General features: G+C 24.1%; 21 protein-coding genes and 2 tRNA genes. 7 read left to right on the top strand and 16 right to left on the bottom strand.

Annotated elements, in window-relative coordinates; translation table 11 throughout:
- Nucleotides 1-12 precede the first annotated feature (12 nt).
- The 3 genes from CKSOR_RS00545 to CKSOR_RS00535 form a co-directional block, all read right to left on the bottom strand.
- Nucleotides 13-1452: a peptidylprolyl isomerase gene (locus tag CKSOR_RS00545; protein ID WP_108673671.1), complete on the bottom strand. Its 1440-nt coding sequence runs from the start codon at nucleotides 1450-1452 to the stop codon at nucleotides 13-15.
- Entirely contained in the window at nucleotides 1445-3775 is a 2331-nt protein-coding gene (locus CKSOR_RS00540) for an LPS-assembly protein LptD (RefSeq protein ID WP_108673670.1), read from the bottom strand. The genes CKSOR_RS00545 and CKSOR_RS00540 overlap by 8 nt, the downstream gene beginning before the upstream one ends.
- A gap of 192 nt (nucleotides 3776-3967) precedes the next feature.
- Nucleotides 3968-4043: transfer RNA gene (locus tag CKSOR_RS00535), tRNA-Lys, on the bottom strand.
- Nucleotides 4044-4296: 253 nt separating this feature from the next.
- Here CKSOR_RS00535 and CKSOR_RS00530 point away from each other — a divergent pair.
- The 3 genes from CKSOR_RS00530 to coaD all read left to right on the top strand — a co-directional run bounded on the left by CKSOR_RS00530 (nucleotide 4297) and on the right by coaD (nucleotide 6876).
- The gene (locus CKSOR_RS00530) at nucleotides 4297-4584 is read left to right on the top strand and encodes a co-chaperone GroES (RefSeq protein ID WP_108673669.1); all 288 of its coding nucleotides are present in this window, start codon (nucleotides 4297-4299) and stop codon (nucleotides 4582-4584) included.
- 31 nt (nucleotides 4585-4615) lie between these two features.
- Nucleotides 4616-6277 carry a chaperonin GroEL gene (gene groL / locus CKSOR_RS00525; protein ID WP_108673668.1) on the top strand — a complete coding sequence of 554 codons (1662 nt, stop codon included), beginning with the start codon at nucleotides 4616-4618 and terminating at the stop codon, nucleotides 6275-6277.
- Nucleotides 6278-6372: 95 nt separating this feature from the next.
- On the top strand, nucleotides 6373-6876 hold the full coding sequence (gene coaD / locus CKSOR_RS00520; protein WP_108673667.1) for a pantetheine-phosphate adenylyltransferase: 504 nt from the start codon (nucleotides 6373-6375) through the stop codon (nucleotides 6874-6876).
- Nucleotides 6877-6890: 14 nt separating this feature from the next.
- Here the strand turns inward: coaD and ychF are convergent, their stop codons facing one another.
- The 8 genes from ychF to CKSOR_RS00480 form a co-directional block, all read right to left on the bottom strand.
- Nucleotides 6891-7979 (bottom strand): redox-regulated ATPase YchF, encoded by a 1089-nt coding sequence (gene ychF / locus CKSOR_RS00515; protein WP_108673666.1) that lies wholly within the window; start codon nucleotides 7977-7979, stop codon nucleotides 6891-6893.
- A gap of 9 nt (nucleotides 7980-7988) precedes the next feature.
- A complete protein-coding gene (locus tag CKSOR_RS00510; RefSeq protein WP_108673665.1) occupies nucleotides 7989-8702 on the bottom strand; it encodes a CPBP family glutamic-type intramembrane protease in 714 nt (237 codons plus the stop codon).
- Between the two features lie 24 nt (nucleotides 8703-8726).
- A complete protein-coding gene (pth, locus tag CKSOR_RS00505) occupies nucleotides 8727-9281 on the bottom strand; it encodes an aminoacyl-tRNA hydrolase (protein WP_108673664.1) in 555 nt (184 codons plus the stop codon).
- Nucleotides 9282-9322: 41 nt separating this feature from the next.
- A complete protein-coding gene (locus CKSOR_RS00500; RefSeq protein ID WP_108673663.1) occupies nucleotides 9323-9934 on the bottom strand; it encodes a 50S ribosomal protein L25/general stress protein Ctc in 612 nt (203 codons plus the stop codon).
- Nucleotides 9935-10026: 92 nt separating this feature from the next.
- Nucleotides 10027-10986, bottom strand: coding sequence for a ribose-phosphate pyrophosphokinase (locus CKSOR_RS00495; protein WP_199919610.1), 960 nt, complete (start codon nucleotides 10984-10986; stop codon nucleotides 10027-10029).
- A 76-nt stretch (nucleotides 10987-11062) separates the two neighbouring features.
- Nucleotides 11063-11139, bottom strand: a tRNA-Gln gene (locus CKSOR_RS00490).
- Between the two features lie 5 nt (nucleotides 11140-11144).
- Nucleotides 11145-12026, bottom strand: coding sequence for a 4-(cytidine 5'-diphospho)-2-C-methyl-D-erythritol kinase (gene ispE / locus CKSOR_RS00485; RefSeq protein WP_108673662.1), 882 nt, complete (start codon nucleotides 12024-12026; stop codon nucleotides 11145-11147).
- 17 nt (nucleotides 12027-12043) lie between these two features.
- Nucleotides 12044-12616, bottom strand: a complete 573-nt coding sequence (locus CKSOR_RS00480) for a hypothetical protein (RefSeq protein ID WP_108673661.1) — start codon at nucleotides 12614-12616, stop codon at nucleotides 12044-12046.
- Between the two features lie 94 nt (nucleotides 12617-12710).
- Between CKSOR_RS00480 and mutM the strand changes: the two genes are divergently transcribed.
- A complete protein-coding gene (mutM, locus tag CKSOR_RS00475; protein ID WP_108673660.1) occupies nucleotides 12711-13541 on the top strand; it encodes a bifunctional DNA-formamidopyrimidine glycosylase/DNA-(apurinic or apyrimidinic site) lyase in 831 nt (276 codons plus the stop codon).
- Here the strand turns inward: mutM and CKSOR_RS00470 are convergent.
- Nucleotides 13538-14950: an FAD-binding oxidoreductase gene (locus CKSOR_RS00470; protein WP_108673659.1), complete on the bottom strand. Its 1413-nt coding sequence runs from the start codon at nucleotides 14948-14950 to the stop codon at nucleotides 13538-13540. The genes mutM and CKSOR_RS00470 overlap by 4 nt on opposite strands.
- 94 nt (nucleotides 14951-15044) lie before the next feature.
- On the opposite strand from CKSOR_RS00470, the gene CKSOR_RS00465 reads away from it, so the two are divergent.
- A complete protein-coding gene (locus CKSOR_RS00465; protein WP_108673658.1) occupies nucleotides 15045-16448 on the top strand; it encodes a phosphomannomutase/phosphoglucomutase in 1404 nt (467 codons plus the stop codon).
- Between the two features lie 5 nt (nucleotides 16449-16453).
- Here CKSOR_RS00465 and coq7 read toward each other — a convergent pair whose 3' ends face one another.
- Complete coding sequence (gene coq7, locus CKSOR_RS00460) at nucleotides 16454-17110, bottom strand: 2-polyprenyl-3-methyl-6-methoxy-1,4-benzoquinone monooxygenase (protein ID WP_108673657.1); 657 nt, start codon at nucleotides 17108-17110, stop codon at nucleotides 16454-16456.
- Between the two features lie 79 nt (nucleotides 17111-17189).
- Here coq7 and CKSOR_RS00455 point away from each other — a divergent pair, with 79 nt between their 5' ends.
- Entirely contained in the window at nucleotides 17190-17981 is a 792-nt protein-coding gene (locus tag CKSOR_RS00455) for a thymidylate synthase (RefSeq protein WP_108673656.1), read from the top strand.
- Between the two features lie 19 nt (nucleotides 17982-18000).
- Complete coding sequence (locus tag CKSOR_RS00450; RefSeq protein ID WP_108673655.1) at nucleotides 18001-18492, top strand: dihydrofolate reductase; 492 nt, start codon at nucleotides 18001-18003, stop codon at nucleotides 18490-18492.
- A gap of 10 nt (nucleotides 18493-18502) precedes the next feature.
- On the opposite strand, the gene CKSOR_RS00445 is transcribed toward CKSOR_RS00450, so the two are convergent.
- The 3 genes from CKSOR_RS00445 to CKSOR_RS00435 are packed head-to-tail and all read right to left on the bottom strand — an operon-like array spanning nucleotide 18503 to nucleotide 24663.
- Entirely contained in the window at nucleotides 18503-20758 is a 2256-nt protein-coding gene (locus tag CKSOR_RS00445; protein ID WP_108673654.1) for an arginine/lysine/ornithine decarboxylase, read from the bottom strand.
- 39 nt (nucleotides 20759-20797) lie between these two features.
- Complete coding sequence (gene dcd / locus CKSOR_RS00440; protein WP_108673653.1) at nucleotides 20798-21361, bottom strand: dCTP deaminase; 564 nt, start codon at nucleotides 21359-21361, stop codon at nucleotides 20798-20800.
- A 17-nt stretch (nucleotides 21362-21378) separates the two neighbouring features.
- Nucleotides 21379-24663: a translocation/assembly module TamB domain-containing protein gene (locus CKSOR_RS00435; protein ID WP_150130246.1), complete on the bottom strand. Its 3285-nt coding sequence runs from the start codon at nucleotides 24661-24663 to the stop codon at nucleotides 21379-21381.
- Nucleotides 24664-24713 lie beyond the last annotated feature (50 nt).

Below are 24713 nucleotides of genomic sequence, written 5' to 3'. Positions count from 1 at the left end.
ATATTAAAAAAATTACAATCTGATATCTATATAAGAGTTTCCTTTTATATTTTCAATCCAATTAGTAAAAATAATATTTACACGTTGTTCTAATAAAAAACTATATACCTTTGTTTTAATTATTTCTAGTAAATCTTCATTAATACAGTATTCATTAAATTGTATTAAATAAAAATTACTATTACCTATTTTTAGAATATCACTCATATCACCATATTTAATATTATTGATATCTATTTTAAAGTCATTAAATAATTGTTTTTCATTAATCCAACATGTATATATTTGGTAATTTAAATCATATTTAGGTTTTAAATAAACCTTTCCAAGTTTAATTTCATTAGACAATGCTGTTTTTTTATATTCTAATAAGTCATTTAATATTTTTTTATTGCTTAGATATTCATTTGATATTTTTTGTATATATTGTATTTTTATATTTTTTAATGAAGAAAGGTCTACATCTAAAATAAAAGGATTACCATGGATATCAGAATATCCAAGAAAATAATTATAATCTTCTTTATTGCAAATATTATAATTTATAAAGCGATCAGAAATTTTAATTATATGAAAGCCTTTATTACTTGTTATTATTTCAGAATAATCATTAGTATTTAAATTTTTTATATTTTCAGCAAATAAATTTGGCCAATTCTTTAAGGCTTTAACACCTAATGAACTATACTGATAAATTTGATTTTGATTATATGATATATTATTCATAATATCATTAATTTCAGAACCATTTTTTAATTGGTCTAGAATATTTTGAGTTTTTTTATATATTATGTTAATTTCATTTTTAGAAGATTTTTGAGGTATTTTTACTAAAAATTCAGATAAATTATAAAATATCTTTGATGGATCTTGTGAAATTTTATCTTTTCTCATATTTTCTAAAATTCTATATTCTTCAAGAAAAGTGATTATATCACAATCACTTATAATAACATGTTGAGCCATAAAGTTTTGTAATTTTTTTTTTAATAGAATATATTTGATATCATTAATATAATCTATCCATTTAATACCATTATTTATTACTTTAAATTTTAATAAATTAAAATCAATATTATTGTGATTAGCTATCTCTTGAATAAATTCTATAATTTCATTTTCATCTACAGAAATATTTAATAAATTAGATTGTTGATGTATAAGTAAATTATTTATCAAATTATTTAAACAATTTTTTATTAAATCTATATTAATTTCTTTATGGTGAAATTTTTGAATTTCTTGATATAAGTCATAAAAAGTAATAGTATCTGTATTTACTATAGCAACAATTTTATCAAAAATATCTGTTTTAGTTATTGTATTATTGCAATACTTTTCGAATTCTACCATTCGATTACTATATAACGATGCTAAGCTTGAAACAGGATATATAGTAGAAATTACTATAAACAAAAAATTTTTTATAAAATTAATATAGAGTCTATTCATATATTTCGAAAATAGAATTATTATGTTCGTTTATTAAAGAATGTGATGATATATTTTTTTTTAATATATCTATTCCATTAGAACCTAAAGAACTTAATCCAAAAATTTCAAATTGTAAAAATATAGATTTATTAGATTTAGGAAATTTACTATATTGAAAAATTAATCTACTTATCCAATAATTACTTTTATATTCAATACCTGTAACAGATTGTGAAATACAAGGATAATATAAATTCTTTTTAATATTAGATAATTGAGAAAAATCGATTCTTCCAACACTATATAATTTTTTTGAAATTGGCAATTGGTATGATGTACTGAATTGTTTTTTATTATTATAATCTTTACATGATAATGTAATATTTGTTAATTTTTTAGGTAACCAACTAGCTTTTATCATACTAAGAAAAAATTGATTATTATCATATTCATATCTTGAAAGTATATCTAATTTAATAGAATCTTGTAAAAAAGTTTTTATAGAAAACATATAATCTGAATCATCTATTTGTAATGTATCTTTTGTATTTAATAATACTTTTCTATTTTCAAAGCACCATCTTTTAGCACATATGATAGATATTTTATCAAAACCACTTTGATGTTCAAACCATCTACTATTAATTGATAATGTAATATGATTAGCATTAGGGATTCTTCCTATAGTATTAGTATAAATATCTTCTGTTAATATATTAGAGATATTACAATTATCTATAGAAGTATCAAAACAATTTAAACCTATTTGATTACAATATGGGATATACATATAAACAATGCGAGGTTCTATAGTTTGTGATGCATTTTTACCAAACAATGAAATTTCTTTCATAAAAGATGCTCCTGTATCTAAAGAAGCAATTGGTATGGTATTAGCATGTTCATTATATTTTAAAAAATTAAAAAATATATTATTACTATAATTTGTATAATATAATCCAAATTTTGGTGTAAAATAATAGCCAGATCTCATAAATGGATATGATATTGAAGGATATAAACTAAATCTACTACCTGATTCTATATCATTTTCGTGTAATTTTCTCTTTAAACTTAAAATTTTACATTCTAATGAACAATCTATTCCTTTATAGTCACAATAGTTACCATTAATTGATATTTCTGGTACTTTATCAAAAGGTGTTTGTGTAGGTGTTTTTATATCTTGTAATGTTTGAAATTTATGAATTTGTCCATATATTTCCCAATACTTATTTGACCACCCGATAAGAATTTGTTTAGGTAAATAATTATTAGATGAAGTTTGATTTATTATAGAAGATGATAAATCTTTAAAGTAATTATTATCAGATACTTCTGCTAATTCAATATTTGTATAAAATCCATTATCAAAATTATAGTCATGAGCAAATCTATAAGCCCACCTATGTTTATTTGTAATTATATCTTTATGCATATAATTAAATTCAGATATTCCAACATAATTAGTTCCAGAATATCTAAACTCAGTATCTAACGATAAGCCTCGTTTACTTAAAATTTTAGGCGATATAGTTATATCACAATCATCATTAATATTAAGATAATACGGTGTACTTATCTCAAAACCACTTTGATTTCTTGTATTAAAGCCATAAGTTGGCATTAATAATCCTGATTTAGGATCATTTTTTAATTGAAAAGTGAAATAAGGAATGGTAGAAATTGGAATTTCATCAAAATATAAAGTATTTTGCTTTACACTCCCTTTATTTTTTTCAAAATTGATGTATAAAGATTTTGCCTTAGAATACCAAGATTTTTTTTCATAAGATTGGTCAGTATATATTACATTATTAAATATAATTTCAGATTTATTTAATATTTCAACATCATCAGCATTAATAAAAATAGAATCTGATATAATATGTAATTTTGGGTAGATAGCATTTCCTTTAAAGGTATTAATATTAAAATTTATTTTTTCACCTAAAATTACTGTATTATCAAATATTAATTTAGCAGATCCAATTGAATTTATATCGCCACTATTTTTATAGTATTGAATACTGTTACCTTTTATGATTGCACCAAAACATCTAATTTCTACATTACCAGTTAATGATAATTTATTTGACAAATGTCCATCAATATTGTTGGTTTTTATAAAAATCGGTAGCTCATCATTAGAAGTAATAGAAAAATTAATACCATTAGCAATTAAAATATTTTTATCTTTATTTATCTTAATTTCTAAATTATTTAATAAATTTTCTTGATATGTATCAGCTAAAACTATATTTTCACTAAATATATATATAACAAATAAAAACAATATTTTTCTATAACACATGAAATTTAAAAGATCTTTTAAATACATATCAATATTTATAAATTATAAATTTATATAAAATGATTGAATAATATTAAAAATAATATATATTACAAGATACATATATTATTTCTTATGATAGCAACCAATATGGAAAGTAAGATATATTATATTTAATATAAATGACAATATAAATTGATATTAATAGAATATTTTTCATAAATAGTTGCTTCTTTATGTTGGTGGGCTGTGAGTGATTCGAACACTCGACCTACGGATTAAGAGTCCGCTGCTCTACCAACTGAGCTAACAACCCTAGAAAAAATAATAAATAGTAACTCAATATTAATCAAAATATATTATTAATTGAACATAATCTCATTTTATGATTCTTTTATAAAATTTTCAATTAAAATTTATAGTTATTTATTTTAAGAATTTTTTTATTAACCCCTCTTGAACATATAAATATCGTCCATATATTTGTATTAAGCAACTTATTATTTCAGTTGCAAATTAGTATAATAATTTTATATTTTAAAAATTTTTTAATGTAACAGGAGTTTTATATGGCACTACGTCCTTTACACGATCGTGTTATCGTTAAACGTCTGGACAATGAACGTAAAACTGCATCAGGAATAGTAATCCCTGACAGTGCTGCTGAAAAACCTGATCAAGGTGAAGTATTATCTGTTGGTCCAGGTAAGAAAACTGATGACGGTAAGTTATTACCAATGGATTTAAAAGTTGGTGATAAAGTATTGTTTGGTAAATATTCAGGACAAGCAGTAAAAGTTGATGGCGAAGAACTTTTAGTTATTCGCGAGGATGAAATATTCGCTGTAATTTCATAATTTTTTATATAGTATTTTTTAAGGAATAAACATGGCTGCCAAACAAGTTTTATTTGGTGATGATTCTCGCACTCGTATAGTACGAGGAGTTAATATTCTTGCTAATGCTGTAAAAACTACTTTAGGTCCTAAAGGACGTAATGTTGTTATAGAAAGATCATTTGGTGCACCAACTGTAACAAAAGATGGTGTTTCAGTTGCTAAAGAAATAGAATTAAAAGATAGATTTGAAAATATTGGAGCTCAGCTAGTAAAAGATGTTGCATCTAAAACATCCGATGCGGCTGGAGATGGTACAACTACAGCTACTGTATTAGCACAATCAATAGTACAAGAAGGTATTAAATATGTTGCAGCTGGCTTTAATCCAATAGACTTAAAGCGTGGTATAGATAAAGCTGTTACAGCAGCTGTTGCTGAACTAAAAAAACAATCCAAAGCTATAACTACTAATAAAGAAATAGCTCAAGTTGGTTCTATTTCTGCTAACAGTGATGCTTCTATTGGCGATATAATAGCAAAAGCTATGGATAAAGTCGGTAAAGAAGGTGTTATTACTGTAGAAGATGGCAAATCATTGGAAAATGAGTTAGATGTAGTTGAAGGTATGCAATTTGATAGAGGTTATTTATCTCCATATTTTATAAATAACCAAGAAAAACAAGTAGCTGCACTTGAAGATCCTTATATACTAATTTTCGATAAAAAAATTAGTAATATAAGAGATTTATTGCCAATTTTAGAACAAGTTGCAAAATCTAGTAAACCTTTATTAATTATAGCTGAAGATGTTGAAGGTGAAGCTTTAGCAACATTAGTAGTAAATAATATCCGTGGCATACTAAAAACTACAGCTGTAAAGGCTCCTGGTTTTGGAGATCGTCGCAAAGCAATGTTAGAAGATATTGCTATTTTAACTGGTGGTGTTGTTATATCTGAAGAAACTGGAATGTCTTTAGAAAAAGCTACTATTGAAGATTTAGGACAAGCTAAAAGAGTAGAAGTAGGTAAAGAAAATACTACTATTATAGATGGTGCTGGAGACAAAAAATCTATAGAAGCTAGAGTTAAACAAATTAGAACTCAAGTAGAAGAATCTACATCAGATTATGATAGAGAAAAACTTCAAGAACGTGTAGCCAAACTTGCAGGTGGTGTAGCTGTTATTCGTGTAGGAGCTGCAACTGAAGTTGAAATGAAAGAAAAGAAAGCTAGGGTAGAAGATGCCTTGCATGCAACTAGAGCAGCAGTAGAAGAAGGTGTAGTTGCTGGTGGTGGTGTTGCTTTATTAAGAGCTAAACAAGCTATATCTGATCTTAAAGGTGATACAGCTGACCAAAATGCCGGTATACGTTTAATATTAAGAGCAGTAGAAGAACCTCTTAGAACAATAGTATCTAATGCAGGCGATGAAGCTAGCGTTATTGTAAATAATGTATTAAATGGTAAAGGTAATTATGGTTATAATGCAGCAACTGGTGAATATACAGACTTAGTTGCACAAGGTGTGTTAGATCCTACTAAAGTAACACGTACAGCATTACAAAACGCTGCTTCTGTTGCTAGCTTATTATTAACTGCAGAAGCAGCAATAGTAGAATTAGTTGAAGATAAACCATCTGCAACTCCTCCAATGCCAAGCGGTATGGGTGGTATGGGCGGTATGGGCGGTATGGGTGGTATGGATTTTTAATTAAATAAAATACATATTACTATACTTTTTTAATAAAAGCCCCTTAATAAATAAAATATTTAGGGGCTTTTATACTTTTATTATTAAATATATATATGAAAATAGCCATATATCCAGGTACTTTTGATCCATTTACAAAGGGTCATGAAGATATCGTACGTAGATCAATAAAATTATTTGATAAAGTTATTGTAGGTATAGCTATTAGCGAAAATAAAAAACCTTTTTTTAATTTATTAGAAAGAATAGAACTTACAAAAGAAATATTATTATCATATAATAATGTTGAAATATGTGGCTTTGATATTTTATTATCAGAATTTGCTAAAAAATCAAATGCAAATGTGATTATTAGAGGACTAAGAGCTATATCTGATTTTGAATATGAAGGAAAAATGGCTGGTATGAACAGATATATGATGCCAGATATTGAAACAATATTTATGACACCATCTGATAAATATCAGTTTATATCAAGCAGTATGGTTAGAGAAATAAGTAGATTAGGTGGAAATGTTGATAATTTTGTTCATAAAAATGTTATACATAAAATGAAAATAAAATTTTCACAAATAAATAAAAAATTGCTTGATAAATAATTGGTATTTATATGTTATACATTAAATAAAAAATTGATTATGTCACCATCTTGAACAACATATTCTTTTCCTTCATATCTCATTTTACCAGCTTCTTTAGCTGCAACTTCATTTTTATATTGGATAAAATCATTATAAGAAATAACTTGAGCTCTTATAAAACCTTTTTCGAAATCAGTATGTATGATACCAGCAGCTTGAGGTGCTAAAGTTCCTATTGGTATTGTCCATGATCTAATTTCTTTTTTTCCAACAGTAAAATAATTATGTAAACCTAATAATTTAAATGCCTGTTTAACAAAATTATTTAATCCAGGTTCTTGAATACCTAAATATGATAAAAATTCATATCTTTCTGAATCAGATAATTCGAATAATTCAGCTTCTATAGATGCATTTATTGTAATCATATTTATATTATTCTTTAGTGATAAATTTTTTAATTGATCTAATAAATGACTATTTTTTGTATGATCATTTATATTTGCAACATACATACAAGGTTTATTTGTTAAAAAACAAAATTGTTGAATTAGAATTTGATCTTCTAAAGAAAATTTTAAATTTCTAATAGGTTTTAAATTATTTAAATGAGACAAACATCTCTCTAATAAATCAATAACTTTTTTTGCTGATTTATCACCAGAACGATTAATTTTAATATAACGCGAAAATATTTTATCTATAGTTTGAATATCAGCCAAAATAAGTTCTGTATCTATAGTTTCTATATCAGATATAGGATTTACTTTATTTGAAACATGTATTATATTTTTATCATCGAAACAGCGAACAACATGAATAATAGCATCTGTTTCTCTTATATGAGATAAAAATTTATTACCTAGTCCTTCTCCTTTACTAGCTCCAGATACTAATCCAGCTATATCTACAAATTCTACTGTAGAATGAATGATTCTATTGGTTTTAACTAAATTATTTAATGTATATAATCTATCATCTGGTAATGGTACAATACCTATGTTAGGTTCTATAGTACAGAAAGGATAATTTTCTGCAGCAATATTAGATTTTGTTAAAGCATTAAATAAGGTAGATTTACCAACATTAGGTAATCCCACTATACCACATTTTAAAGACATATATCCTCACTAAGAAAATTTGAAAAAATATAATAAAATCAATGGTAATAAGTTAAATAATGAATGTAATAAAATAGAATCATATATACTATAACGCATACGTATCCATCCTAAAACTATACCGGTAAACCATTGAGGTAATACTAAAAAAGGTATTAAAATTGAAAATTTGCTTATATTTGAAAAATTTAATATATGTAATAGTGCAAATAAAATAGAAATTAAATGAAAAATATAAGGAAAAATTTTTACATAATTACGTAACCAGCAAAATTTTAAATTTTTCCTTAAAACATAATTACATAATATTAATGGCATTAATATTAAAAAAATTTTAATATTAGATAAATTAAATATAAAAGAAATTATTAATGGATAAATGATTATAAACCCTAAAGGTTTTCTTAATATATATCGAAACATTAACTCTTCTACAATAGGAGCAACAATTACTGCCTTAAAAAAAGATAAATTTAAATGATTTATTTTATGTTGAACACCAGTTTTTAAAATAATGAAATTAACAATTGGACCAATAAAAAAAATATTTAATATCCATAATAAAAATACACATATAATTAGATATTTCAATCTTTTTATAAAAAATGATATATTTTTTATATCATTTTTTTTATATTTAGAATGAAAATTTGGAGATTTTATAAATAATTGAAAATCTTTTATTTCTTGAATAAATAAATATAAGTTATTTTTAAAATTCATTTTTAATATTATTTACACCAAATATTAGATAATACCATCTATAATATTACATATATTTGATGAGTATAATTTTTCAAAGTTATATAAATATTCAATTTCTTCTAAAGAAAGGTTATGTAAAACAAAATCAGCTACAGATTGTTTTAAGTTAAGTGTTTTTGGATGTCCTACTCCAATACGTGCTCGCCAAAAATTTGCAGATTTTATCGATTGTTGAATACTCTTTAAACCATTATGGCCAGCATTACTACCACCTATTTTAAATTTAATTATTCCAGGCATCAAATCTATATCATCATGAATAACTAAAATTTCTTCTGGAAGTAATTTATAAAACAATAAAAATTTATTAACAGAAAATCCAGAATTATTCATGTAACTATTTGGTTTAAGAAGAAAAAACTGACGTTTATTATATATTTTAGCTACATGTCCATGAATTTTTTTTTCTAAATAAAACATAGCATGTAGCTTATCAGCTATTAAATCAATGATTCTAAAACCAGTATTATGTCTAGTATTTTTATATGTATCTCCAGGATTTCCTAATCCTACAATTAGCTTAATATTAAAAATCATTTAAAAATTCATATGATACATTAAGAATTGAAAATTTTACATTAAATAGTTTCATTTTTATTATCGATTTCAGCTTCATTATCTTTTTCTTCTATAGATACTGCAGATACTATCAAAGGATCTATATCAGAACTATGAGCATTATATACAATACCTTCAGGTAACTTAATTTTAGAAAGGTGAACAACTTCACCAATATCTATATTAGACAAATCTACTTCTATAAATTTAGGTAATAAAGAAGGTAAACAACTAATATCTAGTTCAGTAACTACGTGATTAATAATACCACTATGTAATTTTACTGCAGGAGAAATATCTTCATTAATAAAATGAAGAGGTACCTTTGTATTAATATTTTTATTAGCATTAACACGTTGAAAATCTACATGTAAAACTTGTTGTTTATATGGATGCCATTGAACTGCGCGTAATAAAACAGATTCAGATTTATTATCATCAAAAAACATTTCTAAGATAGAAGAATGAAATTCTTCTTTACGTAGTAAATGATAAATTTCATTATGATCAAGTTCAATATTTAACGGTTTATGATTGCTACCATAAACTATTCCTGGAATTAATCCAGCATGGCGTAACCGGCGACTTGCACTAGTACCATGAACATTACGTATTACAGCATTAAACTTCATGGAAAGACTCCAAATAAAATATTGGCGACTCATTGTCGCCAAATTAAATTATATTAAAATAATAAAACTAAAATTATATTGTCAGGTCAATATTATAAATTTTCAGAAAATAAAGATGCTACTGATTCAGCATTAGCAATACGCATTATTGTTTCCCCAAATAAAGCAGCACAAGATAATTGACGAATTTTATCAGATTTTATAGCTATTTGAGGTAATGGTATTGTATCTGTTACAACAAGACCATCTAAACAAGAAGAATTAATTCTATCAATAGCATTACCAGATAAAACAGGATGCGTACAATAAGAAAATACAGATAAAGCTCCTCTTTCTTTCAAAGCTTGAGCTGCTTTACATAAGGTACCTGCAGTATCTACCATATCATCCATTATTATACATGTTCTACCCTCTATTTCTCCTATTATATTCATAACCTCAGAAACATTAGCACGAGGACGCCTTTTATCAATTATAGCTAAATCAACTTCTAAAGCTTTTGCTAAAGATCTTGCTCTTACAACACCTCCTATATCTGGAGACACTATTACTAAATTAGAATAATCTTGAGATTTTATATCATTCAATAAAATAGGAGCTCCATATATATTATCAACAGGAATATCAAAAAAACCTTGAATTTGATCGGCATGTAAATCCATTGTGAGCACTCTATGCACACCTACAACTTGTAACATATTAGCGATAACTTTAGCTGAAATAGAAACCCGAGCTGAACGAGATCTTCTATCTTGCCTTGCATAACCAAAATATGGAATAGCTGCTGTAATTCTATTTGCAGAAGCTCTACGCATAGCATCAACCATACACATTACTTCCATTAAGTTATCATTAGTTGGAGCACATGTAGATTGAAGAATGAAAATATCTTTGCCTCTAACATTTTCTTTTATTTCTACCATAATTTCCCCATCAGAGAATTTACCAACAGAAATTTTTCCCAAAGAAATACCAAGATAAGAAGCAACATCCATAGCTAATTTAGGATTAGCTGTTCCAGTAAAGACCATGAAATCGTTATAATTAGCCATATTGATATAGATTAGTATAATAAATAAAATTCAAATATCAGATTTTCATAATAAAATGAAATAAATCGAAAAAATTTGGCTGAGGAGGAAGGATTCGAACCTTCGAATGCCGGAATCAAAATCCGGTGCCTTAACCAGCTTGGCGACTCCCCAAAAAACTAATTCATCCAATTGAATAAAGGATGTTTATCTAAACTAGAACAAATATACATAAAATTATGTTCTTTATCATTTATTATATCTTCAATTTTTGTTTTAGCAAGTATAGCATCAGAAATATTATCAAATTCTGAAAAAAAACATGACCCTGATCCAGTCATACGAATATTAATTCCTATATTAACAATTTTATCATAAATTTTCAAAAAATTTGGATATTTTATTAATATTAAATTTTCAAAATCATTTTTCCCAACAAAATTATTTGTTTGATAATTATATATAAAAATTTTCTTATCAATTTTATTTGTATAAATTTTATTATAAAAATGATATATTTCAAATATTTTTTTAGTAGATATATCAATAGATGGTTTAAATAATAAATATATTTTCTTAGGCAAATTAATATGATTAAGAATTTCACCTATTCCACCAGCAAATGCAGATTGTCCAAAAATAAAAAAAGGTATATCAGCACCTAATTTTAATCCAATTTTCATTAATTCTATACGTGATAAATTAAGAGCCCATAACTTATTTAATACTATAAGTGTTGTAGCTGCATCACTAGATCCACCACCTAATCCTGACTGCATTGGTATATGTTTTTTTATATTAATATATACACCTTTTTTTGTACCAGTTATTTGACGTAATAAATAAGCTGCTTTCACAGTCAAGTCATCCATCATGCTAATATTTGTGTTTTTATTTATATCTCTAGTAATACTACCATTTAAAGACACATCAAAACTAATATAATCATTTAAATTAACTAATTTAAATACAGTTTGTAATTCATGATATCCGTCATTTCTACGACCTATTATATGTAAAAAAAGATTAATTTTTGCCGGAGCTGGTATATCATATAACATAATTTTTTAGATAAAATTTATTTATTAATAAATATATATAATATCAATTTTTTATTATTTTTTTTACCATCTATAGTAATTATATTTGGATATTTTGAATTTATTTTTTTAAATTTTATATAAAAAATTTTATCAGATAATTGATTATTTTTATCATCTAACAAATCATGATTTAATAATTTATAATTCATATTAGTAGGAATATTACCTTCTAATATAGTAGATATATCCTTCATATGTACATATGTATTTATAAAAACATCAAGATCAATACAAAATTTATTTAAATATGATTTAATCTTTTCTGTGACATTAATATTTATATATCCGTCAATTTCTTCTAATTTTAGTATCGTAGAACCAATAATACTATTGATTTCTAAAATATAGTTATTTTTATATTTATTATCTATAAAAGAAAAGCAGCCACTAGCTAACATTTCGTTATAATTTTCTAAATCTATTATTTTAAAAGAAAATTTTCCTGAATATTTATATATATTATTTTTGTTTATAATCATATTAGATTTCATTGAACAACTACTAGATAATAAAGTAATTACTAATATAAAAAATATTCTAAATTTCATACTCAATATAAATTGTTTATAAATACATAAATTGATTAACTATAATAAATGTTTTATTTTATAATAATTTTTTTTTAAATAGGAGTCATAAATTATGCCAGAATTACCAGAAGTAGAAAATACTATTAGAGGAATTAAATCAATTATTGGTAAACGCTTAAATAAATTAATAATTAATAATTATAATATGAGATGGAAGATTTCAACAAAATTACCTAATATTTTACAAAATCAAATAGTATTAAATTGTCAAAGAAGAGGAAAAATTATTTTAATATATTTTCAAAATGGAATACAACTTATACACTTAGGTATGTCAGGTATGTTATATAGATCTGATATTTCTAGTAATAAAAAAAAACATGATCATGTAGAATGGTTATTTGATAATGAGATAATTAGATTAAATGACCCCAGGAGATTTGGTTATGTATTATGGCATTCTAATGATAGCGGTTCAATAGAACTACATCCTAGAATTAAAAATTTGGGTATAGAACCATTCTCTAATAAATTAAATGCAGAATATTTGTATAAAATTTTTCAAAAAAAAAATACAGAAATTAAACAAGCCATTATGAATTCTAATATTATTGTTGGAATTGGTAATATTTATGCATCAGAAATTTTATTCAATGCTCAAATTAATCCATTTAAATTAGTTAAAGAGTTAAGTTTAAAAGAATGCAGTAGATTGATTTTTAATATCAAAAAAATTCTCAATATTGCAATAAATTCAGGTGGTAGTTCTATTAAAAATTATAAAAACATGGAAGGTGTTAATGGTTCTTTTATATATAAATATGCTATGGTATACAACTTAGAAGGAAAAAATTGTAAAATATGCAACAGTTTAATTATCAAAAAAACTCAAAAACAAAGATCAACATATCTATGTCCTAGTTGTCAAAAATTTAATATTTAATTTAAGCTTATTACTTTTCCTGGATTCATAATATTATGTGGATCTAATGCGATTTTGATTTTTTTCATTAATTCAATTTCTAAAAAACTTTTATATTTACTTATTTCATCTACTTTAAGTTGTCCCACTCCATGCTCAGCACATATTGATCCATTAAATTTATAAACATTATTATGAACTATATTATATATTTCTGATTGTAATGATAAGAAGAAATCTTCGCTAATATCGTTTTGTGATCTAAATATATTGTAATGTAAATTTCCGTCTCCTAAATGTCCAAAAATTACAAAATTAATATCTTTAAAAAAAGATATTAATTGTTGGTTTGTAAATTTTAAAAATTCACTTATAGAAGATATTGGTAGCGATATATCATGTTTTATTCCTTTACCTAATTTAGCTTCAGCTAATGGAATACTTTCTCTTATTTTCCAAAATAAACTTTGTTGTTCAGAATTTTTAGCTACTATAGCATCAATAATAATATTTTTTTCTAATCCTAATATTAATACTTTTTCTAATAAGTTTAAAGTACTCACTTTTTCTTCATAATTATGGATTTCTATCAAAATAACCCAGTTAATTTGATCATTAATTATAATATTTTTTTCATTAATAAAATTTATAGATAATTCAATAGAATATTTGCTCATAATTTCAAAAGTTATTAAATTAGATCCAAATTTTGATTTACTATAAGATAATAAATTTATTGCATCTTCTATAGAATTTACATACACTAATCCAGTGCATATAATTAATGGTTTATGGTAAAGTTTTAATGATGCTGCGGTAATAATACCCAAAGTGCCTTCACTACCTATATATAAATCTTTTAAAGAATATCCTGAATTATCTTTTCTTAAACTTTTTAAATTATTTAAAATTAATCCTTCTGCTGTAACAACTTCTAATCCAAGAGCGAGTTCACGTACATTACCATACCTAAAAACTTGAGTTCCACCTGCATTAGTAGATAAATTGCCACCAATAGTACAAGTTCCTTCAGATGCTAAACTTATAGGCAAAAAACGATTATGTTTATTTGCATAATCTTGAATATTTTTTAATATACATCCAGCCTCTACAATTAAAACATCATCTTGCAAATTTATGTTTCTTATATTATTTAAAAATTTTGTAGAAATAACTATTGATTGACCGTAAGAATCTGGAATTGATCCGCCACATAAGCTTGTGTTACCTCCCTGAGGTACGATAGATATTTTATAATGAATACATAATTTTACTATTTCAGAAATCTCTATAGTACTTTTTGGAAATACTACAGCAATAGTATTTCCAAAAAATCTTTTTCTCCAATCAATTAAAAATAAGTTAGCATCCTGACCCTTAATTACTCTATTATTTCCTAATAAAGTTACTAAACTTTTAAAAATTGACATAAATATTTAATTCTCCTAAGTTTATAATATAAATTATAATTTAAATAAATTAACAAATACATATATAAAATATATATTTTTTTATAACATTATTATGTACAAAATAAAAAATATTGATAATGATCCATTCAAAGAATATGACATAAGAGGATTATTTCCAAATGTTATTAATAAATTATTTGCTTACAAATTAGGTACGTCAATATCTATAGAATTAGCATCAATAGGATTAAATAAAATAATAATTGGTAAAGATAATAGATTAAGTAGCACTATACTATTAAAAGCATTAGAAAGAGGATTAATTGATAATGGAATGAATGTATTAAATATAGGTTATGTCACAAGTCCAATGTTATATTTTGCAAATTATTTTTATAATATAGAATCAAGTGTTATAGTTACAGCTAGTCATAATCCAGCAGAATATAATGGTTTCAAAATTATTATAAATTGGGAAAATATTTTTGGTGATAGGCTTAGAAATTTAAAATTAAATATGAATCGTATTAAATTGATTAATAATGGTAATATAGGAAAAATATCGAATTTATCAATAAAAAAACATTATATTTATAAAGTTGTAAATAATATCAAATTAAAACCTAATATAAAATTAGCAATAGATTGTGGAAATGGAGTCACAAGTTTAATAGCAACTAAAATTTTTCAATTATTAGGATGTCAAACATTTGATATATACTCTAATATGGATGGTAGATTCCCTAACCATGATCCAGATCCATCTAATCGAAATAATTTAAAAGATTTAATTAAACATGTTAAGAAAAATAATTGTGAATTTGGATTTGCTTTTGATGGTGATGGTGATAGAATAGCGATTGTTAATCATGATGGTGATATTATTACTACTGATCAACAACTATCTCTATTTTCATATGATATTTTAAAAAAATATCCGTCTTCTGATATTTTATATGACATAAAATTTAATCACCAAATAGAAAAAACTATTGTTAAATTAGGTGGCAATCCAATTATACATAAATCTGGACATTCTTTAATAAAAAATACTATTAATGAAAAAAGAATATTTTTAGCTGGTGAAATGAGTGGTCATATTTTTTTTAAAGATAAATGGTATGGATTTGATGATGGTATATATGCTGGAGCAAGATTCTTAGAGATATTTTCAAACTATAATAGTTATTCTCAATTTTTTGATAAAATTCATAAAAAGTTTGTTCACGAAGAAATTAAGCTTCCTATGCGTTTAACACAAGCTTATAATATAATTAACAATCTTAAAAAAAATGATAATTTTGGTAAATATAATAGAATATTATATTTAGATGGTATTAGGGTAGATTATAAAAATGGTTTTGGATTAATAAGATTTTCAAATACTATGCCATACTTAGTATTAACATTTGAAGCTAGTAATACAAAATATTTAAAATATATAAAAAATATTTTTGTCAAACAAATTAAAATTCATTTGAATAAAAAATTAAAAAAAATTCTATTAAAAAAATAATTTAACTAAATTTTATATGATATTGTAGTCATAATTTTAGCTGATAATTTCATAATAACAGTTAAAAATTTTGGTAAAACTACACCACCATATTTTTCAGCTGTATTTTTATGAATAAGTTCATCAATTTTCATCTGTTCTAATATTATTTTAGATGTATAATCATTATTAGGTAACAATTCTAAGCATTTAATCAAATGATGTTCTACCTGTTTTTCAGTTTCTGCCATAAATCCTAAGTTCCATTTTTGGTTATTTAAACTCATTAATAAACCAATAAAAAAAGACCCCATATACCAAAAAATATTCAAATAACTTTCATGCCCATTTAGCTCACACAATCTATGTTTACACCAAATTAAATGATCAATCTCTTCCTCAGCAGCATTTAAAAAAACATTTTTTATATATATATCTTGACAAAAAAAAGACTGACCACGATATAAAGCTTGTGCACATATCTCTCCAGAATGATTTACTCTCATTATAGAAGCAGAAATTTTTTGTTCCTGTAAAGTTAAGATACTTCCATTATTAGTACAATCTGCTATTTTATAAGTTCTTTTTCTAATAACAGTGCCTGTTAATACTTTCATTGCAGTATCAAACTCTATAATTAAGTTATCTATAGAGCTTAATGATCGAAAATTTGTTAGAATCATAAATATCTCACTTAAAAAAATTAGTAATACATATCCTTATATTACTACATTTTCAATATAACTTTTTAATAAAAATTAAATGAAACAATACTTAGATCTTATGCATTATATAAATAATAATGGTATAAATAAAAATGATAGAACTGGTATAGGTACTAAATCTATATTTGGTTATCAAATGCGCTTTAATTTATCACAAGGATTTCCTATTATTACAACTAAAAATATTCATTTCAAAAGTATAGTTTTTGAATTATTATGGTTTTTAAACGGTGATACAAATATCAAATTTTTAAAAGATAATGGAATAAATATTTGGAATGAATGGGCAGATAAATACGGAAATTTAGGACCTATATATGGTTATCAATGGAGATCTTGGCCTAAAACAAATGGGCAATATATCGATCAGATTTCTAAATTAATTGAAAATATAAAATTAAATCCAAATTCTAGAAGATTAATAGTATCTGCATGGAATGTATCAGATTTAGAGAAAATGGCTTTACCTCCTTGTCATATATTATTTCAATTTCATGTAGCAAACAAAAAATTATCTTGTCATTTATATCAAAGAAGTGCAGATATTTTTTTAGGATTACCTTTCAATATAACAAGTTATTCATTATTAACTCATATGATTGCACAACAATGTGATCTAGAAGTTGGTGAATTTATTTGGAGTGGAGGTGATTGTCATATATATAACAATCATACAGAACAAGTAAAAATTCAATTATCTAGAAAACCATATCCTTTACCTAAAATTCATATTAATCCAGCTAATTCTATATTTAATTATAAATATGAAAATTTCAAATTAATAAATTATCAATCAAGTTCACATATAAAAGCCAGTGTTGCAATTTAATTAATACATAATGATTATTATGAATAAACAACCAATTATTATAGTAGCTTATACATTAAATCGTATTATAGGTATTAATAATACAATTCCATGGATATTACCAGGAGATATGAAGCATTTTAAAAATATAACAATAAATCATATAGTTATAATGGGTAGAAAAACTTGGGAATCTTTGAAAAAACCTTTAATAAATAGAATTAATATAGTAATTAGCAGTCAAAAAAATTACATAGCTAAAGGTGCCATTGTTTTTCATAGTGTACAAGATGCAATAGAACATTTTCATGATACAAACAAAGAAATATTTATTATAGGTGGAGAAAGTATATATAGACAATCCTTAATATTATCTAAAAAAATTATAGCTACTGAAATATATATAGAAATCATAGGAGATGCTTATTTTCCTAAAATTTCCTCTTTAGAATGGAATGAAACTTTTAGAGAAGCACAAAGTAAAGAAAATAATATCAAATATGATTTCGTAATATATACTAAAGCAAAATAAGCTAAAAATACTATTCTATTAAACAATTTATGTAATAATCTTTTTTGCCATTATTTTCTTCTATAGAAAGACCATGTATATATGTTTCGAATCCAGGAAATAATTCATTAAAATCTCTAGTAAATTCTAAGTAATTTATAATATGTTCATTAAATCTTTCACCTGGTATCAAAAGTGGAATACCAGGTGGATACGGAGTCAATAAAACACCTGTAATTCTATTGTATAATTTTGATATATGTACTTTTTCTACTTCTTTATGAGACATTTTTGCAAAAGCATCTGAAGGTTTTAATGCTGGTATCATTTCACTAAGATAAGCTTCAGTGGTTACTTTAGTAATATTTCTTTTTTTATATTCATCATGAATACTTTTACATAAATCTTTTAATCCATATTTTTCATATCTTTTATTAGATTTACAAAAATCAGGTAATACTTTCCATAAAGGATGATTTTTATCATAATCATCTTTAAATTGCTGTAATGCAGTCAATAAACTATTCCAACGACCTTTGGTAATACCTATAGTAAATAAAATAAAAAAAGAATATAAACCTGTTTTTTCAACTACAACACCATGTTCATTTAAATATCTTGATACTAATGCTGCAGGTATACCATTATTTGCAAATTCACCTGACATATCTAAACCAGGAGTAATTATTGTAGCTTTTATAGGATCTAACATATTAAAATTATCAGCAATATTTCCAAAGCCATGCCATAAATCTTCAGATTCTAATATCCAATCATCTCTATTTCCTATATCTTCATTAGCTAATTTATTAGGTCCCCAAACTTTAAACCACCAGTCATTTTTGCCAAATTCAGATTCAACTTTACGCATAGCTCTTCTAAAATCCATAGATTCTCGAATACTTTCTTCGACTAATGCTGTTCCTCCAGGTGGTTCCATCATAGCAGCAGAAACATCACAAGAAGCAATAATGGCATATTGTGGAGAAGTAGATGAATGCATTAAATATGCCTCATTAAATACATTACGATCTAATTTTTTATTTTCAGCTTCCTGTACTATAATTTGTGAAGCTTGTGATATTCCCGCTAATAACTTATGAGTTGAATGTGTTGCAAATATAATGGCATCAGAACTTCGTGGTCTGTTTACACCTATAGCATGCATACTATGATAAAAATCATGAAATGAAGCATGCGGCAACCAAGCTTCATCAAAATGCAAAGTTTCTACATAATTACCTAAACGATCTTTTATCATATCTACATTATAAATAATTCCATCATAAGTACTTTGTGTTAATGTGAGAATTCTTGGTTTTTTATTAATAATATTTTTTGCTAAAGGATGATTATTAATTTTATTGATTATATTATTTGGTTCGAATTCTTCCAATGGAATCGGGCCTATGATACCAAAATTATTTCTTTTTGGTTTTAAAAAAACAGGAATAGCACCAGTCATTGTAATAGCATGTAATATAGATTTATGGCAATTACGGTCAACTAAAACTATATCATTAGCTGCAACATTTGCATGCCATACTATTTTATTAGATGTTGACGTTCCATTAGTAACAAAATAACAATAATCTGAATTAAATATTCTAGCAGCATTAATTTCTGATTCTGCTATTGGTCCAGTATGATCCAATAACTGCCCAAGCTCATCTACAGCATTACATACATCTGCTCTTAACATATTTTCACCAAAAAATTGATGAAACATTTGACCAACAGGACTTTTTAAAAAAGCTACACCGCCTGAATGTCCTGGACAATGCCAAGAATATGATCCATCTTGAGCATAATTCACTAATTCTCGAAAAAATGGAGGAGCAAGAGTATTAATATAATTATTAGCTTCACGAATTATATGGCGAGCTACAAATTCAGGAGTATCTTCAAACATATGAATAAAACCATGTAATTCACGCAAGATATCATTAGGTATATGTTCTGATGTTCTAGTTTCTCCATACAAATAAATAGGTATATCCACATTACGAAAGCGTAGTTCGCTAATAAAATTTCTTATTTTTTTTATTGCGCTAGCAACATCTTCAGGTGAATCTACATCAAATTCTTCATCATCAATTGATAATATAAAAGCACTGGCCCTGCTTTGTTGCTGAGCAAAAGAACTTAAATCACCATAACTAGTAACACCTATTACTTCTACACCTTCTTTTTTAATAGCATCAGATAAGGCTCTTATACCTAATCCTGATGCATTTTCAGATCTATAATCTTCATCAATAATGAAAATAGGAAATAAAAATTTCATTATATAACCCCATAGTATATATTCGTTAAATAAAATTATTTATAATTTTGGTAGTGTAACACCTATTTGATTTTGATATTTTCCAGATCTATCAGCATAAGAAGTTTCACATTCATCATCACTTTCTAAAAAAATCATTTGAGCACAACCCTGACCTGCATATATTTTTGCTGGTAACGGTGTTGTATTAGAAAACTCTAAAGTTATGTAACCTTCCCATTCTGGTTCTAATGGTGTAACATTCACTATAATTCCACATCTTGCATAAGTACTTTTACCAAGGCATATAGTTAAAATATTACGTGGTATAGAAAAATATTCTATTGTTCTAGCTAAAGCAAATGAATTTGGTGGAATTATACATATATCATTCTTAATATTTACAAAAGATCTTTGATCAAATGAAACTGGATCTACTATTACAGTATTTATATTAGTAAATATTTTAAATTCATTTGCACATCTAACATCATAACCATAACTACTAGTACCATAACTAATAATTTTTTTATTATCTAAACAATTAACTTGATTTGGTTCAAAAGGATTTATCATACCATTTTTAGCTGCTGATCTAATCCATTTATCATTTTTAATACTCATTATTTTTCTTTTATTATTTAATTATTAAAAAAACTACTGTAAATTATTGCTATACCTTTTACAGATCCGCACTTTATATCAATTGATATATTTTTTAATATACTATAACTTAACTTGCTAATAATATCTTCACTAGATAATGATTGTTCTATAGATACAGATATTCCATTATTAAATTTTTTACTTATAGTTAAAAATTGGTGAGCTAAATTTCCAAAATTATCATTTATGCTACCAGCTACAGTATAACCAGGTAACAAACTACTATATGTACCTATTAAACCGTTTTTAATACTTAAATCACTTAATCCTAATTGTTTATATAAAGGTTCTCCTGAGCCTATCATAGCACTCCCAAGAGATACTAATAATGCAGCATCACTTCCACTATTATCAAGACCTCTACCAAAAATTAACCATGATAATTTTTGTATATCACTAACATCTGGATAAGAAACTATATCTATCTTAGGATTTTGCAAAGCACCAGTGACTTTTATACCAGCTTCAATTAATTCACCACTTCTTAAAGCTTCAATATCTAATAATGGATTATCTAAACGACCTTGAAAAGTTAATTTACCACGTGTTAAATGTAATTTTTGTCCATATATCTCTATCAATCCATTTGATGTATTCAAATCACCTACCCCAATCAATTGATTATCTTTTTTAGACATAAAATGAATATTACCAAATAATCCAGTAGATAATCCCAGTCCAGTTGCATAAAAATTTTTTCCAATATCTATATTTAGATCTACGAAAAAATTTATTTTTGATTTAAGTTTTCTATTAAAATCTATAATGTTATCTTTACTAAACAGTATATCATCATCTATTTTAGATATACCTTTTAATATTTCTAAGCTTACCCATCCACGATTTACTGTTAAATCTCCATTCATAAAAATTTTTTTAGAATCAATTGCATTAATATATAATTGACCTGAAATTATTGAGCATCTGTCTTCACGCTGAATTAAGGGAAATTTATTGAAAATTACAGTACATTTACCAATATTTTTATAAAAATTCCAAACACCTTCTAAATTAAGAGAGCTATTATGATCTATTATTAATTCATTAGATAATTTTTTAATAAATTTTTTAGGAGTTTCAATTTTTAATATTGATGGAAATTTTAATTTATGAATAACAATTTTATCTTTTTTGATATTGGCTATTAACGAGCCATTCAATAATTTAATTCCATCAGCAATACTTATAATATTTAAATTTTGTCCATTTATATAGCCATTTAAATCTATATTATTTTTTAAAATAATATTCATTTTAAAATGGCCATTAACTTTAAAGCTATTATCAATAATATAATTAAATAAACCTAAATTATGTAAATTAGCATTAATATATCCATATGAGTTTCTTTCTAAGAAAAATGATAATTTAGTGAAATTTCTATGCATTGAAATATTACAAATATCTGATTTTATATATCCAAATAAGTTACTATTTATATTTAATTTGATACTTATCTTACTTTTATTAAATTTCAATGAATTAATATCTAGGCTAAAAATTTTCATACATTTATTATATATGTATATATGACCATTTAAACCTTCGTTATGATTATTAATATCATTAAAAGACAAACACCAATCAATATCACATTTTAATTGTTGTTTTTCATTATCTTGGTAAAATTGTTTTAATTTTTTTGTTCTAAAATTATTTTTTTGATTGAAATATATAGGGTTAAATATAAAATTATTTACTTTGCCTGATGTTTTCCAAGTACTATTAAATCCTATAGTATTTTCATGATTAATCGAAATAATATTTCCATCTAAATCTTTTAAATCTAAACAAAATTTGCCTATATACCAGTTAATATTTTTATATCCATACATCAAATTAAATTTAATAGAATCTTTATTTTCTATATAAAAATTAGGTGTATTAGCTTTTATCAAAAAAATTTCATTAGACCATATATTTTTTATATGTCCATTTATATTATTTTTATAATAAGATCCTGAAAATATTAATTTAATATTAACTGGATTTTTAATATCATTTGAACAAATATTTATTTTACAAATATGGTAATTAATATCACCAACAATATTCAAATTTATATTTGATGAATATGTTTTTGTAATATTATTTAATTTTAAATTTCCATAATTATTGTTCCAATTACCTATAACATTCCAATTATTTTTACCTAATATAAAATAAGATTTGAAATATACATTTTTAATATCATTAAAATTATATAAAAATATATTTTCATAGATCTTATTAAAATTTATATACCCTTTTAAAAATAAATTGCATGATTGATCATATATATAAGTTGCATTATTTAAATTAACACTAAAATCAATTATATTTAATAAATTTGAATTATCTAATTTTGTACTAATATCAATTGACATTGATATTAATGATTTTTTACCATTGATATTAAAAAAAAAATTACTTATTTTTATGTTGCCAAATAATTTTTTTTTAGAAATATTACTAAATTTATTAAAAATATTACTTGAAAAAAATACTGATAAACAATTAAAATTATTTGCTTGATAAAGATTAAAATCGATATTTTTGAATAGAATTTTTTCTAAAATAGTAAATTCTGATTTACAATTACATGTAAAGTTTTTAGATTTTATGTAACTATCTAATATAGCAAGTTTTAAATTTCCATTTATTTTACCTAAAATTTCTATTTTAGATTTTTGTATGTTATTTTGAATAATTTCTATGTGTTCTTTTTTATAATTTAAGATTTTTTGAAATTTTCCATTTGCACTAAAATTCAATTCAAAAGGTAGGTTATCCATATTATGAATAATTATCCCCCCCCTAAAATTACTACTAGTAAAATGATTACTAAAATATAGATTATTTACATTTATATTACATTGATTTTTATTAATGATAATATTAGAATCAATATTATTAATAAAGAATTTTATTCTTTTTTCACCTAAAGAAAATATGCTTAATTTATTTATTTCTAATTTTTTTAAATATAATTGTGACAAAAAATAACCAAAAACATTATATTGAAATTTACTATATTCTTTAATGTAATTTTGACCATGTATTTCTTTACAAGAAATATTTATTTCTTGTAAAGAAACATTTCTTAAACATAAAGTTTTATTTAATAAATCATGCCATAGAAAATTTAGTTTTAATCCATGTATTTCTATTTTGATATCATTATTGAATAATACTAATTCATCTATACAAACCCCATTTAAAAAAGAACCTTGAATTTTAATATTATGATGAAAATTTATATTATTTAATAAACTTTTCAAAACCAAATGAGTACCTATATTAGTTGAAAAAATTACAGCTATTAAAACAA

It is taken from the genome of Candidatus Kinetoplastibacterium sorsogonicusi (assembly GCF_003072465.1).
Lineage (GTDB): Bacteria > Pseudomonadota > Gammaproteobacteria > Burkholderiales > Burkholderiaceae_B > Kinetoplastidibacterium > Kinetoplastidibacterium kentomonadis.
This window is presented reverse-complemented; position numbering and strand designations above follow the sequence as displayed.

Bases quoted from the DNA above. Each gene is read 5' to 3' on its own strand.
- CKSOR_RS00545 (WP_108673671.1), bottom strand. From the start codon at position 1,452: ATGAATAGACTCTATATTAATTTTATAAAAAATTTTTTGTTTATAGTA.
- CKSOR_RS00540 (WP_108673670.1), bottom strand. From the start codon at position 3,775: ATGTATTTAAAAGATCTTTTAAATTTCATGTGTTATAGAAAAATATTG.
- CKSOR_RS00530 (WP_108673669.1), top strand. From the start codon at position 4,297: ATGGCACTACGTCCTTTACACGATCGTGTTATCGTTAAACGTCTGGAC.
- groL (WP_108673668.1), top strand. From the start codon at position 4,616: ATGGCTGCCAAACAAGTTTTATTTGGTGATGATTCTCGCACTCGTATA.
- coaD (WP_108673667.1), top strand. From the start codon at position 6,373: ATGAAAATAGCCATATATCCAGGTACTTTTGATCCATTTACAAAGGGT.
- ychF (WP_108673666.1), bottom strand. From the start codon at position 7,979: ATGTCTTTAAAATGTGGTATAGTGGGATTACCTAATGTTGGTAAATCT.
- CKSOR_RS00510 (WP_108673665.1), bottom strand. From the start codon at position 8,702: ATGAATTTTAAAAATAACTTATATTTATTTATTCAAGAAATAAAAGAT.
- pth (WP_108673664.1), bottom strand. From the start codon at position 9,281: ATGATTTTTAATATTAAGCTAATTGTAGGATTAGGAAATCCTGGAGAT.
- CKSOR_RS00500 (WP_108673663.1), bottom strand. From the start codon at position 9,934: ATGAAGTTTAATGCTGTAATACGTAATGTTCATGGTACTAGTGCAAGT.
- CKSOR_RS00495 (WP_199919610.1), bottom strand. From the start codon at position 10,986: ATGGCTAATTATAACGATTTCATGGTCTTTACTGGAACAGCTAATCCT.
- ispE (WP_108673662.1), bottom strand. From the start codon at position 12,026: ATGTTATATGATATACCAGCTCCGGCAAAAATTAATCTTTTTTTACAT.
- CKSOR_RS00480 (WP_108673661.1), bottom strand. From the start codon at position 12,616: ATGAAATTTAGAATATTTTTTATATTAGTAATTACTTTATTATCTAGT.
- mutM (WP_108673660.1), top strand. From the start codon at position 12,711: ATGCCAGAATTACCAGAAGTAGAAAATACTATTAGAGGAATTAAATCA.
- CKSOR_RS00470 (WP_108673659.1), bottom strand. From the start codon at position 14,950: ATGTCAATTTTTAAAAGTTTAGTAACTTTATTAGGAAATAATAGAGTA.
- CKSOR_RS00465 (WP_108673658.1), top strand. From the start codon at position 15,045: ATGTACAAAATAAAAAATATTGATAATGATCCATTCAAAGAATATGAC.
- coq7 (WP_108673657.1), bottom strand. From the start codon at position 17,110: ATGATTCTAACAAATTTTCGATCATTAAGCTCTATAGATAACTTAATT.
- CKSOR_RS00455 (WP_108673656.1), top strand. From the start codon at position 17,190: ATGAAACAATACTTAGATCTTATGCATTATATAAATAATAATGGTATA.
- CKSOR_RS00450 (WP_108673655.1), top strand. From the start codon at position 18,001: ATGAATAAACAACCAATTATTATAGTAGCTTATACATTAAATCGTATT.
- CKSOR_RS00445 (WP_108673654.1), bottom strand. From the start codon at position 20,758: ATGAAATTTTTATTTCCTATTTTCATTATTGATGAAGATTATAGATCT.
- dcd (WP_108673653.1), bottom strand. From the start codon at position 21,361: ATGAGTATTAAAAATGATAAATGGATTAGATCAGCAGCTAAAAATGGT.